Source organism: Bradyrhizobium sp. WSM1743, assembly GCF_000473065.1.
Lineage (GTDB): Bacteria > Pseudomonadota > Alphaproteobacteria > Rhizobiales > Xanthobacteraceae > Bradyrhizobium.
In genome coordinates this window covers 1-13,040 of the sequence record NZ_AXAZ01000027.1, presented here as the reverse complement: position 1 = coordinate 13,040, position 13,040 = coordinate 1, and the positions used below count along the sequence as shown (strand labels likewise).

The following is a 13,040-nucleotide window of genomic DNA, read 5'->3' as shown; positions in this document are numbered from 1 at the left end:
CTGCTGCAGCAAAGCCGCACAACAAAAAGGGCGCCCGAAGGCGCCCTTGATCTTTGCTGCAATGCACTCAGGTGTTCATGGAGTCGAAGAACTCCGAATTGCTCTTGGTCGAGCGCAGCTTGTCGAGCAGGAAGTCGATCGCGTCCATCGTGCCCATCGGATTGAGGATGCGGCGGAGCACGTACATCTTCTTGAGCACCTGCGGATCGGTGATGAGCTCCTCCTTGCGGGTGCCGGAGCGCGAGATGTCGATCGCCGGGAAGGTGCGCTTGTCCGAGACCTTGCGGTCCAGGATCAGTTCCGAGTTACCGGTGCCCTTGAACTCCTCGAAGATGACTTCGTCCATGCGGCTGCCGGTATCGACCAGCGCAGTCGCGATGATGGTCAGCGAGCCGCCCTCCTCGATGTTGCGGGCGGCACCGAAGAACCGCTTCGGCCGCTGCAGCGCGTTGGCGTCGACACCGCCGGTCAGCACCTTGCCGGATGACGGCACGACGGTGTTGTAGGCGCGGCCGAGGCGGGTGATCGAATCGAGCAGGATCACCACGTCGCGGCCATGCTCGACCAGGCGTTTTGCTTTTTCGATCACCATCTCGGCGACCTGGACGTGGCGCACGGCCGGCTCGTCGAAGGTCGAGGAGACGACTTCGCCCTTCACCGAGCGCTGCATGTCCGTGACTTCTTCCGGACGCTCGTCGATCAGAAGCACGATCAGATAGCATTCGGGATGATTGTGCGTGATCGAATGCGCGATGTTCTGCATCAGCACGGTTTTACCGGTGCGCGGCGGCGCCACGATCAGCGCGCGCTGGCCCTTGCCGATGGGAGCGACGATGTCGATCACGCGTGCAGACAGGTCTTTCCGCGTCGGATCGTCGATTTCCATGCGGAAGCGCTGGTTCGGAAACAGCGGCGTCAGGTTGTCGAAATTGACCTTGTGCTTGGCCTTTTCCGGGTCCTCGAAATTGAGCGTGTTGACCTTCAGCAGCGCAAAGTAGCGCTCGCCCTCTTTCGGGCTGCGGATATGGCCTTCGATGGTGTCGCCGGTGCGCAGGCCGAAACGGCGGATCTGCGAGGGCGAAACGTAGATGTCGTCCGGGCCCGGCAGATAATTCGCATCGGGCGAGCGGAGAAAGCCGAAGCCGTCGGAGAGCACCTCGACGACGCCCTCGCCGACGATGTCGGTCTCGGCAATCGAAAGCTGTTTGAGGATGGCGAACAGCAGCTCCTGCTTGCGCATGGTGCTGGCGTTCTCGACCCCGTTCTCTTCCGCGAACGAGACGAGCTCGGCCGGGGTTTTCGACTTGAGGTCCTGGAGTTTGATTTCCCGCATTGGGGTGGTCCTGTGGGGTAACCTGAAAAAGAGGGGGTGCGAGGAGGCTCTGAAATGCGGACGCGAGCAGGTGCAGGTAAGGTCCGCAGGTCTGGCAAGGTGAGTGCCGGTGAGGCTTCAAACCTGATGCGGTGTCCGGCTTCTGGAAAGCTCGGACACAACCACATCCGCCTGCGTTGGGTGGGATATCGACAATATAGAAAATCGCTCACCGCTCCGCAAGCCGAAGCGCTGAGCTATTCGTCGCGTGGCCTGCCTAGAACGGCTTCACGATCACCATGATGACGATGAAAATCATCAGGACGGTCGGCACCTCATTGATAATCCGATAGAATTTCTGGCTGCGCGGGCGCCGGTCGGCGGCAAAATCCTTTAGCCAGCGCGAAAAAAAGCCGTGGACCGCAGACAGCACCAGGACCAATGCCAGTTTTACGTGCAGCCAGCCGAACGAGAACCAATGGCCGGACCAGGCGAGAAAGAGCCCGGCGAGCCAAGTGACGATCATGGCGGGATTGATGATCGCCTTGAGCAGCCGACGCTCCATGATCTTGAACGTCTCCGACTGCTTCGAGCCGATTTCGGCCTCGCAATGATAGACGAACAGCCGCGGCAGATAGAGCATGCCGGCCATCCAGGCGATGACGGCGATCACGTGCAACGCCTTGATCCAGAGATAGACGTCTTCGAACATTTTCGGGGGTCCGGATTCCTGCCCAGCTCAGGGAACGCTGGGGATAGTAAGAACTCGTTAAGGTCTTACCCTGCACACATATCCGTCCGTAGCGCCTTCCTCAAATCTAGAATCTTAGATTCTTAAGGTTTGAGTCTTAGTGACCGTGGATTGGACTCACGCAATTCCATCCGCGGGTTCACGCGCGCTTGTTCACATCCATCCACATATCCCGGACAGCCTCTGCCGACTTCCGATAAGTCAGTCGGCTTCAAAGGCTTGCGCGTTTCTATCGGCAGCTTATCAAGGGGGTTGTCCGCGCAATCCCGTTTCCGTCTCGGCAGGGTGCCGGACTTGTTCTGAACGGGAGCGGTGTGAAGAAAATCGGCCGTTGTCCCGTCCCTGGTGTCGCACATCCCTTTCCGAGGCGTTAAGGTCCACAGAAATCCACAAACCACCCCAACGAAATTCAAAGGGTTTTTGTGCCGACCTCGAACAATTATTTCCATCTGCACCTGGTCTCGGACTCCACGGGTGAGACCCTCATCACCGTGGCGCGCGCGGTCGCGGCCCAATACGCCAACGTGACGCCGGTCGAGCATGTCTATCCGCTGGTGCGCAGCCAGAAGCAGCTCGATCGCGTGCTCGACGAGATCGAGGAAGCGCCGGGGATCGTGCTGTTCACGCTGCTCGAGAAGGATCTGGTCGCGAGACTCGAGGACAAGTGCAAGGAGATCAATGTTCCGAGCCTGTCGATCATCGGTCCGGTGATGCAGCTGTTCGAAGCCTATCTGGGAGCAGCGACCACCGGCCGGGTCGGCGCCCAGCACGTCCTCAACGCGGAATATTTCAAGCGCATCGACGCGTTGAACTACACGATGATTCATGACGATGGTCAGCACGTCGAAGGCCTCGACGAGGCCGACGTGGTGCTGGTCGGCGTGTCGCGCACCTCGAAGACGCCGACATCGATCTATCTCGCCAATCGCGGCATCCGCACCGCCAATGTGCCGCTGGTTCCGGGCATTCCGGTGCCCTCACAATTGGAGACGCTGACGCGTCCGCTGGTGGTCAGCCTGCACGCCACGCCGGAACGCCTGATCCAGATCCGCCAGAATCGCCTGCTGTCCATGGGCGCCGAGTCTGGCAGCGACACCTATACCGACAAGCAGTCGGTCACCGAGGAGGTCGCGTTTGCGCGCAAGCTGAGCGCCAAGCATGACTGGCCGCTGCTGGACGTCACACGCCGCTCGATCGAGGAAACCGCGGCGGCGATCATGAAGCTCTATAGCGATCGCCAGCGCAACCGGCCCTCGGAATAGTCTCCGCCATGGCTCTGTGGCGCGGTACATCCCCGTTGATCCTGGCCTCGCAAAGCAGCGCGCGCAAAATGCTGCTGGCCAATGCCGGGCTCGAATTCGAGGCCGTGACGGCCGATATCGACGAGCGCGGCATTCAGGCAAGCTCCAAGCTCAGCAATCCGCGCGAAATCGCTCTGCTCCTGGCCCGAGAAAAGGCCAAGGCCGTTTCGGCGGGTCATCCGGGGAGCTACGTGATCGGCGCTGACCAGACATTGGCTCTTGGACTGCGTCTCTTCAACAAGCCCGCAGGCCGCGCGCAGGCGTTGGCGCAATTACGGGATCTCGCCGGCAGGAGCCACGAGCTGAATTCCGCCGTGGCCGTGGCCCGCGACGGCAAGATTGTTTTCGAGGAGGTCTCGGTGGCGCGCATGACCATGCGGCAGATGAGCGAAGCCGAGCTCTCGGCCTATCTCGACGCTGCCGGCGATGCCGTGACAAGAAGCGTCGGCGCCTATCAGCTCGAAGGCCTCGGCATCCATCTGTTCGAGCGCATCGAGGGCGACCATTTCACCATTCTCGGCCTGCCGCTGCTGCCGCTGCTTGCGTTCCTGCGGAGCGAGCAGCTAATTGCGGTGTAGCTGCGAGAGAAGGCTGGGCGCTGATGCGAATCCTGGGACTGACCGGCTCGATCGGGATGGGCAAATCCACCACCGCGAAATTATTCGCGGAGGCCGGTGTTCCCGTCTACGACGCCGATGCCGCCGTGCATCAGCTCTATGAGGGCGAAGCAGCCCCCGCGATCGAGGCCGCCTTCCCCGGCACCACCGCGAACGGCAAGGTCGACCGGCAAAAACTGTCGGCGCGCGTCGTGCATGATCCCGCTGCGATCAAGCAGCTCGAGCAGATCGTTCATCCGATGCTCGGCGCCTCCCGGCAGAAATTCTTCGCTGATGCCGAGGCCGCCAAGGCGCCGGTGGTGGTGCTGGACATTCCGCTGCTGTTCGAAACCGGCGGCGAGAAGCGGGTCGACGCCGTGGTCGTGGTCTCGACCTCGCCGGAGCTCCAGCGCCAGCGGGTGCTGGCGCGCGGCACGATGGACGAGGCGAAGCTCGATGCCATCATCGCCAAGCAGACGCCCGATGCCGAGAAGCGCAAGCGAGCCGATTTCGTGGTGGATACCTCACACGGACTTGACCCGGTGCGCGCTCAAATCAAGCACATCCTGGCCGAGGTCGTTAAGATGCCGCAGCGGCGAGCCTGATTCGCCGTCTCACACGGTTCTTAAAGACATGCGCGAAATCGTCCTCGACACCGAAACCACCGGCCTCGATCCGCTCCGCGGCGACCGCCTGGTTGAAATCGGCTGCGTCGAGATCTTCAACCGCATGCCGACGGGGCAAAGCTTTCACGTCTACATCAACCCTGAACGCGACATGCCGGCGGAAGCCTTCGCGGTGCACGGACTATCGTCCGAATTCCTGGCGACCAAGCCATTGTTCCACGAGATCGCCGAAGAGTTTCTTGAATTCATCGGCGACGCCCCGCTGGTGATCCACAACGCCTCGTTCGACATCGGCTTCATCAATGCCGAGCTCGACCGCGTCAAGCGCGCCGCGATCCCGCGCGAGCGGCTGGTGGATACCCTGCTGCTGGCGCGTCGGAAGCATCCCGGCGTGTCCAACCGGCTCGACGATCTCTGCTCGCGCTACGCCATCGACAATTCACACCGTACCAAGCACGGCGCGCTGCTGGACGCCGAGCTGCTGGCTGAGGTCTATGTCGATCTGGTCGGGGCGCGGCAGTCGCAGCTGCTGCTGGCTTCGGACACCCAGGAGATTCGCGTCAGTGCGACCGGCGATGCGCCGCGGCGGCAGCGCCTGGTGCCGCTCGCACCGCGGATTTCGGAGGCCGAGCGCGAGGCCCATCGGGCCTTCATTGCAACGATGGGCGACAAGGCGATCTGGAACGAGTACCTGCCCGCTCCAGCCGCCGTGGCGGTCGCTCAGGCCTGACCGGCTTGACCCTGAGCGGCCATTTGCCGCTCCATGTTCTGGCGATAGAGACCGACGAAGTCGACCGGATCCAGCATCAGGGGCGGGAACCCGCCGTCGCGCACCGCGGTCGCGATGATCTCGCGCGCGAACGGGAACAAGAGACGCGGGCACTCGATCATGACCAGCGGGTGCAGGTTCTCCTTGGGCACGTTGACGATCCGGAACACGCCGGCATAGGCGAGCTCGAACGAGAACATCACCTTGCTAGCGGCCTCGGCCTTGCCCTCGACCGTCAACGTCACCTCGAACTCCTGTTCGCTGAGGTTGTTGGCGCTGACATTGATCTGGATGTTGATCTGCGGCGGCTGGCCCTGCTGCTGGAGCGAGCTCGGCGCGTTGGGATTTTCGAACGAGAGGTCCTTGGTATATTGCGCCAGCACGTTGAGCTGGGGAGCCTGGGCCGCCTCGGGAGGGGTGCCGTTACCGTTGGTCATGAAAGTCTCTCCTTACCCGATTGGGGCTGAATTTCGCGGCGGTTGGCTAACATAGGGCCGCCTCGTTCCACAAGGACGAACGGTCCCGGATCGGGATTCGGGCCGCGCCCGCAGCTTTGACATTCATCCTGCCTTTTCCGCGAAACTGCGCCCTAAACGATTGAAGATGCGCGATTTCCGGGCAGGATCGGGTTTCCCCTTAAGCATAAAACGCGCTACACTCGGCGCTGTGCCAAAAGGCGCCATTGGCCGGGCAAGATTTCGTGCCTACATCCCGAGGACCTGATGTGGATCCAAAATGGTGATGTAGACTTGCCGTTTCTGCGAGGAACGGTCTACTGGCCGGATTGATTTTCCCGGCAACGACCCCTGAAAAGACCAGAAAGCGAATACGACGTGGACATCTACACCATCATATTCCTGGCGCTGGCCGTCTTCATCTTCTTGAGACTGCGTAGCGTGCTGGGGCAGCGCACGGGCAACGAGCGGCCGCCGTTCGATCGCACCGCCGCCCGCAATGCGCTGGGGGGTGCCCAGGACAACAACGTCGTGACCATGCCGGGCAAGGTAATCGACCAGGCCCCGCTGGCGCCGACGGCGGAGCCCACCCCGCCCTCCGATCGCTGGAAGGAGCTGGCCGAGCCGGGCACTGCGCTGGCGCAGGGCCTCGATGCCATCGTCGAGAAGGATTCCAGCTTCGACCCGCGCCATTTCCTCTCGGGCGCCCGCGGCGCCTACGAGATGATCGTGCTGGCCTTCGCCAATGGCGACCGCCGCGCGCTGCGCGACCTGTTGTCGTCGGAGGTCTATGAGAGCTTCGACGCCGCGATCAAGGGGCGCGAGAAGAACGAGCAGAAGACCGAGACGCGCTTCGTCTCGATCGACAAGGCCGAGCTCGTCGGCGCCGAGCTGCGCGATCGCACCGCCCAGCTCACCGTGCGATTCGTTTCGCAGATGATCTCGGCCACCCGCGACAAGGCCGGCAACATCGTCGACGGCAGCGCCGACACGGTCGCCGACATCACCGACATCTGGACTTTCGCCCGCGACACCTCCTCTCGCGATCCGAACTGGAAGCTGGTTGGCACCGGAAGCGCGAATTAAGACTTTCCTGAAGACCGGCGCGACGGCGCTTTGCGCAGGTGCCGTCGTGCTGTCGTCGTTTTCGCTCGGCGCCGAGGCGGCGCGGCGCCACCATCGCAACCATCACCATCATCTGCCGCAAGTGCCTGCCGCTCCGCCGCGGGCCTTGCCCTATCCGCAGCTCTCCCTGCCGTTCGAAATTCCCGGCGCGCAATATCTGCCGCTGGCCTGGGCGGACGTGAAGGGTTGGGGCTACGACGATCATCTCGCCGCCTACAAGACCTTCCGCGCCAGCTGCCGATCGATCAATGCGCAGAACGGCGCGGCCGAAGTCAAGGCTTTGGGCGCCTCGCTGAGCGAGCCTTGCCGGGCTGCCAAAACGCTCGATCTCACCGACGATGCCAAGGCGAAGACCTTCTTCGAGGAGAATTTCGCGCCGCTGCGGATCTCGCGCCTAGGGGAGCCCGATGGTTTCGTCACCGGCTATTACGAGCCGGTGCTGGAGGGATCGCGCACGCAGACCGACGTCTACAACGTGCCGGTCTATCGCCGTCCCTCGAACCTGTTCGTGCGCGGCTACAAGCAGGATTCGGTCAGCCTGCCCAACAAAGGCCCGGTCTATCGCAAGATCGGCCGCCGCAAGCTCGTGCCCTATTACGACCGCGGCGAGATCGAGGACGGCAAGATCGCCGGCCGCGGGCTGGAGATTGCGTGGCTGAAGGACCCGACCGATCTCTTGTTCGCCCAGATCCAGGGCTCGGCGCGGATCAAGTTCGAGGACGGCAGCTCGGTTCGGCTCAATTACGACGCCTATAACGGCTATCCCTACACGGCGGTCGGTCGCATCCTGATCGAGCGCGGCATCATCCCGAAAGAGGAGATGTCGATGCAGAAGATCAGGGAGTGGATGGCGCAAAACCCCGACGGCGCCAAGGAGCTGCGCCGCCAGAACCGCGCCTACATCTTCTTCCGCGAGGTCAACCTCTCCGACAAGGACGAGGCGGTGGGCGCGCAGGGCATTCCGCTGACGGCGGGACGCTCGATCGCGGTCGACAAATCGCTGCATGTCTACGGCACACCGTTCTTCATCGAGGGCGAGCTGCCGATCGAGTCCGAACGCGCCAAAACGCCGTTCCACCGGCTGATGATCGCGCAGGACACCGGTTCGGCCATTATTGGGCCTGCGCGCGCCGATCTGTTTTTCGGCGCTGGCCAGGAAGCAGGCCGTATCTCCGGGCGGCTGCGCCACCCCATGCATTTCGTGATGCTGGTGCCGAAGAGCCTCGATCCCGCCCCGCGCGCCGCGAAGCTGCCGATACCGGACCCCAGGCCCTCGGAGAAGATCGCAAAGCTGTTTCCGCAAACCGACCCGGCAAAGACGGGCACGCCTGCTGCCGCCGCGGCGCAAGGCAAGAACGAAACGGTTGCTATCGCCGGCCCCGTTCCGCTACCGGTGCCGCGTCCCGCGATCGAGCCCGCCTCTGAGCCGCGTCGACCGGTGAAGAATCGTCCTCATCGTCAGCAATGAAACGATCGTCCCGTCCGCCCGTGCTGGAGCCTCGCCCCTCGCCGCGCCGCCGCGCGCTGAGCGAGGAGGAGCGCGAGCTGTGGGATACTGTCTCAAGACAGGTCAAGCCGCTGCGGAAGCATCGCCTAGCGAAGGCGCATGCCGCGCCGCGCGCTGAGTCGACACCCGCTGCGCCTGCCATCCGCTCCGCGTCATCGCCGCGGCCCGTCGCCGCCGCGCCGGCGCCGCGTGTCACAAAACCGTCCGTGCCGCCCCTGGCGCCGCTCGGCAAGCGCGAGCGGACGAAGCTCTCGCGCGGCCGCAGCGAGATCGAGGCGCGGCTCGATCTGCACGGCATGACCCAGACGCGCGCCCATCGCGCGCTGGCCGGATTCCTGCACCGCGCCCATCAGGACGGCCTGACCTTCGTGCTCGTCATCACCGGCAAGGGCCGCAGCGGCGGCGAGAGCGGCGTGCTCCGCCGCCAGGTGCCGGAATGGCTGAGCCTGCCCGAATTCCGCGCCTTCGTCGTCGGCTTCGAGACCGCGCATATCGGCCACGGCGGCGAGGGCGCGCTGTATGTGCGGATCAGGCGGGCGAGGCTTTAGAACGGCCGGATGATTCCGACGCGCGGGATCAGCGTGAGGATCAGGCCGAAGATATTCGTCGTGCGATCCTCGGACGGAATCGGCAACGTTTCCCGCTTCGCCGGCAGCATCTTCACCGCATGCAGGATCAGGAACATGCAGACTGCCCAGTTCGAGATCCAGCGCGAATAGTCGAACACCATCGCGAACATCACGAGATAAGCGAGGCTGATGCCGGTCAGCGCCGCGACCACGAGGCGGCGGTGCAGCTCACTCGCGAGCGCGCCGATCAAGCTCGCAAAGAAGCGCCACAGCGGCGTATGCAGCCAGATCAAGAGTGCGAACACGGGCACGCCGAGGATGTTGTGCGGCAGGCGGCCCCAGGTGTCGGCAACCTCCTTCGCCAGCGGCTGGTACCAGATATAGGCGAATTGCAAGAGGTCAGTCCGCGACGGATCGGCCATCCGGGTCTTCAGGTGCGCGACGAAATCCGCTTCAAGAATCGGCATCGTTCCCAGGAATTGCGCCGCAAAGAACAGCGCGGAGACGATAAGCAAGGCAACGGCGCCGAAAGCGATGTTGCTGCGGCTGCTGCCGTAGGTCAGGTAGTGCCTGATCACGACGATGGTGATGATCGTCGGCACATACATCAAGAGATGAATGTGATGGATCAGCACGAGAATGATCGAGAACAGCGCGGCCGTGGCCACGAACAGCAAGGAGCGCGCCGGCATCAGCAGCAGGACGATCGCGAGCGCGCAGCCATAGATGTCGAAATGGCCGAGCGTGTGCATGAAATTCTTCAGGAAGAACGGCGAGCCCGCGGTGAAGACGAACAGCGGCAGCGTTCCTGCGGTGAAGCCGAACGTCTTCTGGAAAAGTTTTGCGTACAACCCCAGCGTCACCAGCCAGGTCACGCCGCCGAGTGCGAACACCAACCATACCGGCACCTTCGCCGTGAACAGCGCGACGATTGCCCCGATCAGCGCGCGCTTGATGAAGCCGAAATGGTAATCGACGAGCAGGTGGATGTAGGGGACGTAAGGCGGCAGCCGGATCTTGTGGATCAAGACGCCGACGATGATCGCGGCGTTGATCGCGAGCAGAAGCCGCCAGGGGTTTTTCCCGATCCGAGCGATCACGCCGCACCCGAGATGGCGCGATCTATCTCCGCCGTCGTCCCGGACAAGCGAGCTCCTGGCAACGCGCAGCGTTGTCCAGAGCGAGCGCAGATCCGGGACCCATAACCACAGGAAGTCGTCTGAGCCGGGATCGGAGTCGCCATCTGCTTCAACAAGAGCCGCCGGTGGTTATGGGTCCCCGCGTTCGCGGGGACGACGGCGGCATCAATAGCGCGGCAGCCCAAAATTACAAAATGAACCGGCTCAGGTCCGCGTTCTTGGCGAGGTCGCCGATATGCTTTTGCACGTAATCCGCGTCGAGCCGGATGGTCTCGCCGTTGCGGTCCGGGGCGGTGAAGGAGATCTCGTCCAGCACGCGCTCCATCACGGTCTGCAGCCGCCGCGCGCCGATGTTCTCGACGGTGGAATTGACGGCCACCGCAATGTCGGCCAGCGCATCGATGGCGCTGTCGGTGATGTCGAGCGTCACGCCCTCGGTCTGCATCAGGGCGACATATTGCTTGATCAGCGAGGCCTCGGGCTCGGTCAGGATGCGGCGCATGTCGTCGCGGGTCAGGGCCTGCAACTCGACGCGGATCGGCAGGCGGCCCTGCAATTCCGGCAACAGGTCGGACGGCTTGGCGACGTGGAAGGCGCCGGAGGCGATGAACAGGATGTGGTCGGTCTTCACCGCGCCATGCTTGGTCGCGACCGTGGTGCCCTCGATCAGCGGCAGGAGATCGCGCTGCACGCCCTCGCGCGAAACGTCGCCGCCGACGCGGCCCTCGCGGGCGCAGATCTTGTCGATCTCGTCGAGGAACACGATGCCGTTGTTCTCGGCCGCGCTGATCGCTTCCAGCGTTAGCTGCTCGGTATCCAGCAGCTTGTCGGATTCCTCGTTGACGAGGATCTCGTGCGAGCCTTCGACCGTCAGCCGCCGCGTCTTGCTGCGGCCGCCCAGCTTGCCGAAGATGTCGCCGATCGAGATCGCGCCCATCTGTGCGCCCGGCATGCCCGGGATCTCGAACATCGGCATGCCGCCGCCGGACGACTGCGTCTCGATCTCGATTTCCTTGTCGTTGAGCTCGCCGGCGCGCAGCTTCTTGCGGAAGGATTCCCGCGTCGCCGAGCTGGAATTGGCGCCGACCAGTGCGTCGAGCACGCGCTCCTCGGCAGCGAGCTGGGCGCGCGCCTGCACGTCCTTACGCTTCCTCTCGCGCACTTGCGCGATCGCGACCTCGACGAGATCGCGCACGATCTGCTCGACGTCGCGGCCGACATAGCCGACTTCCGTGAACTTTGTGGCTTCCACCTTCAGGAACGGCGCATTGGCAAGCTTGGCCAAACGTCGCGCGATTTCCGTCTTGCCGACGCCGGTGGGGCCGATCATCAAAATGTTCTTCGGCAGCACCTCTTCGCGCAGGGAGCCTTCGAGCTGCTGCCGGCGCCAGCGGTTGCGCAACGCGATCGAGACGGCGCGCTTGGCGTCGTCCTGGCCGACGATGAAACGGTCGAGTTCGGAAACGATTTCGCGGGGGGAGAAGTCTGTCATGTCTGATTAGCTAGGGCGGGAGGCGGCCAAGGACAAGCCGCATTTTAGGTCAGATGATCGGCGGACCGGATTGCCATATCTTCACGGCCTCGAGCGGATGGATCAGCATCAGGATATTGAGCGTCAGATTGTCGCGAATGTGGAGCGCCAGCATGATCTCGAAGGCAAGCCCGAGCAGCACGGTCGCGGTGACAGGCAGCATGCGAGCGGCGAGGAACCCCAGGACCATGGCCATATTGTCCGAGACCGAATTGACGATGCTGTCGCCGTAATAATCCAGCGAGATCGTGCCGGCGCGGTAGCGCTCGATGATGAAGGGCGAGTTCTCGACGATCTCCCAGGCGCCTTCGATCATCATCGCGATGATCAGCCGGGCCGGCCAGGACAAAGGCAGGAGCGGCAGCCGTGCGAACAGCAGCCAGGTCAAGCCGTAGAACAGGAAGCCGTGCAGCACGTGCGAAAAGCTGTACCAATCGGCGATCTGCTGCGAATTCTCCGAGCTGTTCACCACGCCATGCCAGAGCTTGATGGTGCCACAGGTGCAGATCGGCACCTGCCCCATCGCAAGCAGGATCGAGGCCTGCAGCGCCAGCAGCAACAGCGCGAGGCCGACCCAGGCGAGCGGCGGAAATGCGACCTTGCTCTCGCTCGTCTGCACCAGCGTCACGGTTCGCGCACCATCAGCAGCGCCGGACCGTCCGGCGTCTCGACCATGCGCTCGCGGATGAATCCCGCCTTCTCGTAAGCGCGCAGCGCGCGCAGGTTCAGCGGGTCTGGATCAGTGACCATGCGCGGCAGACCATGCCGAAAACGTTCATCAACGAATTGGCGAATGAACGCCGAGCCGTGGCCGCGCGCGATCATGTCGCCGTCGCCGATGAACAGATCGATCCCACGCGTGCCCTCCGGTTGCAGCCCGAAACCCGTATTCCAGGCGGTCAGGCAGTAGCACTGAAGATAGCCGAAGGGCTCGTCGCCAGCCAACACGATCAACTGGTCCATCGCGGGCTCATCGAGATCGCCGCTGACCAGTGCAAACTGCTCGTCCGGATCGCCCCACCACTCCCTCACATGGGCCTCTCCCAGCCACCGCCGGATGAGCGGCAGGTCGGCCACGGTCATGGGGCGGAAGGTGTAAGGAAGGCACATCATAGACCAAGACAATGCTGCGCCCCCTCTCCCGCTTGCGAGAGCTTTGCATTATTCGCGAATCTGCGATTCCCTAGACGGATTGGAGGGGATGGGAATGGCATATCGGCAGGTGGGGCAACCGAGCTTTGCGGACGCGCTGGCGTCGTCGCGGCGTGGAAAAGGCAATCCGGTGCTGAGGCGGATCAGCGATCTGGTGGATTGGACCGCCGTGGAGCACGTGCTGGGCGGTCTGCCGGAACCGGAGCG

The 13,040-nt window shown here is 63.3% G+C and carries 14 protein-coding genes; 7 read left to right on the top strand and 7 right to left on the bottom strand.

The features are described from left to right. Positions 1 to 67: 67 nt before the first annotated feature. Together rho and hemJ are read right to left on the bottom strand one after the other, a co-directional pair. On the bottom strand, positions 68 to 1,333 hold the full coding sequence (rho, locus tag YU9_RS0118225; protein ID WP_027574112.1) for a transcription termination factor Rho: 1,266 nt from the start codon (positions 1,331 to 1,333) through the stop codon (positions 68 to 70). Between the two features lie 256 nt (positions 1,334 to 1,589). Next, the gene (hemJ, locus tag YU9_RS0118220; RefSeq protein ID WP_027574111.1) at positions 1,590 to 2,024 is read right to left on the bottom strand and encodes a protoporphyrinogen oxidase HemJ; all 435 of its coding nucleotides are present in this window, start codon (positions 2,022 to 2,024) and stop codon (positions 1,590 to 1,592) included. A gap of 461 nt (positions 2,025 to 2,485) precedes the next feature. Between hemJ and YU9_RS0118215 the strand changes: the two genes are divergently transcribed. Genes YU9_RS0118215 through dnaQ form a run of 4 tightly spaced genes read left to right on the top strand, consistent with a single transcriptional unit; the run spans position 2,486 to position 5,316 of the window. Then, the gene (locus tag YU9_RS0118215) at positions 2,486 to 3,325 is read left to right on the top strand and encodes a pyruvate, water dikinase regulatory protein (protein ID WP_027574110.1); all 840 of its coding nucleotides are present in this window, start codon (positions 2,486 to 2,488) and stop codon (positions 3,323 to 3,325) included. Between the two features lie 8 nt (positions 3,326 to 3,333). Continuing rightward, the gene (locus tag YU9_RS0118210) at positions 3,334 to 3,942 is read left to right on the top strand and encodes a Maf family nucleotide pyrophosphatase (protein ID WP_027574109.1); all 609 of its coding nucleotides are present in this window, start codon (positions 3,334 to 3,336) and stop codon (positions 3,940 to 3,942) included. A 23-nt stretch (positions 3,943 to 3,965) separates the two neighbouring features. Next, positions 3,966 to 4,565, top strand: a complete 600-nt coding sequence (coaE, locus tag YU9_RS0118205) for a dephospho-CoA kinase (protein WP_027574108.1) — start codon at positions 3,966 to 3,968, stop codon at positions 4,563 to 4,565. A gap of 28 nt (positions 4,566 to 4,593) precedes the next feature. Further along, complete coding sequence (gene dnaQ / locus YU9_RS0118200; protein WP_027574107.1) at positions 4,594 to 5,316, top strand: DNA polymerase III subunit epsilon; 723 nt, start codon at positions 4,594 to 4,596, stop codon at positions 5,314 to 5,316. Here the strand turns inward: dnaQ and secB are convergent. Continuing rightward, positions 5,307 to 5,792: a protein-export chaperone SecB gene (gene secB, locus YU9_RS0118195; RefSeq protein ID WP_027574106.1), complete on the bottom strand. Its 486-nt coding sequence runs from the start codon at positions 5,790 to 5,792 to the stop codon at positions 5,307 to 5,309. The two genes, dnaQ and secB, sit on opposite strands and share 10 nt — an antisense overlap. Before the next feature lie 396 nt (positions 5,793 to 6,188). On the opposite strand from secB, the gene YU9_RS0118190 reads away from it, so the two are divergent. From YU9_RS0118190 to YU9_RS0118180, 3 genes are read left to right on the top strand one after another with little or no spacing between them, the layout of a single operon-like run. Continuing rightward, complete coding sequence (locus YU9_RS0118190; protein ID WP_027574105.1) at positions 6,189 to 6,896, top strand: Tim44/TimA family putative adaptor protein; 708 nt, start codon at positions 6,189 to 6,191, stop codon at positions 6,894 to 6,896. Continuing rightward, positions 6,874 to 8,403, top strand: coding sequence for a murein transglycosylase A (locus tag YU9_RS0118185; protein ID WP_027574104.1), 1,530 nt, complete (start codon positions 6,874 to 6,876; stop codon positions 8,401 to 8,403). Before YU9_RS0118190 ends, YU9_RS0118185 begins: the two co-directional genes overlap by 23 nt. Beyond that, positions 8,400 to 8,990, top strand: a complete 591-nt coding sequence (locus YU9_RS0118180; RefSeq protein WP_027574103.1) for a Smr/MutS family protein — start codon at positions 8,400 to 8,402, stop codon at positions 8,988 to 8,990. Before YU9_RS0118185 ends, YU9_RS0118180 begins: the two co-directional genes overlap by 4 nt. Here YU9_RS0118180 and YU9_RS0118175 read toward each other — a convergent pair. The 4 genes from YU9_RS0118175 to YU9_RS0118160 all read right to left on the bottom strand — a co-directional run bounded on the left by YU9_RS0118175 (position 8,987) and on the right by YU9_RS0118160 (position 12,791). Beyond that, complete coding sequence (locus YU9_RS0118175; protein ID WP_027574102.1) at positions 8,987 to 10,111, bottom strand: hypothetical protein; 1,125 nt, start codon at positions 10,109 to 10,111, stop codon at positions 8,987 to 8,989. The two genes, YU9_RS0118180 and YU9_RS0118175, sit on opposite strands and share 4 nt — an antisense overlap. Positions 10,112 to 10,337: 226 nt before the next feature. Beyond that, positions 10,338 to 11,642 (bottom strand): ATP-dependent protease ATPase subunit HslU, encoded by a 1,305-nt coding sequence (hslU, locus tag YU9_RS0118170; RefSeq protein WP_027574101.1) that lies wholly within the window; start codon positions 11,640 to 11,642, stop codon positions 10,338 to 10,340. 49 nt (positions 11,643 to 11,691) lie between these two features. After that, positions 11,692 to 12,309: a DUF2585 domain-containing protein gene (locus YU9_RS0118165; protein ID WP_027574100.1), complete on the bottom strand. Its 618-nt coding sequence runs from the start codon at positions 12,307 to 12,309 to the stop codon at positions 11,692 to 11,694. Further along, the gene (locus tag YU9_RS0118160) at positions 12,306 to 12,791 is read right to left on the bottom strand and encodes a GNAT family N-acetyltransferase (protein WP_027574099.1); all 486 of its coding nucleotides are present in this window, start codon (positions 12,789 to 12,791) and stop codon (positions 12,306 to 12,308) included. Before YU9_RS0118160 ends, YU9_RS0118165 begins: the two co-directional genes overlap by 4 nt. Positions 12,792 to 13,040 lie beyond the last annotated feature (249 nt).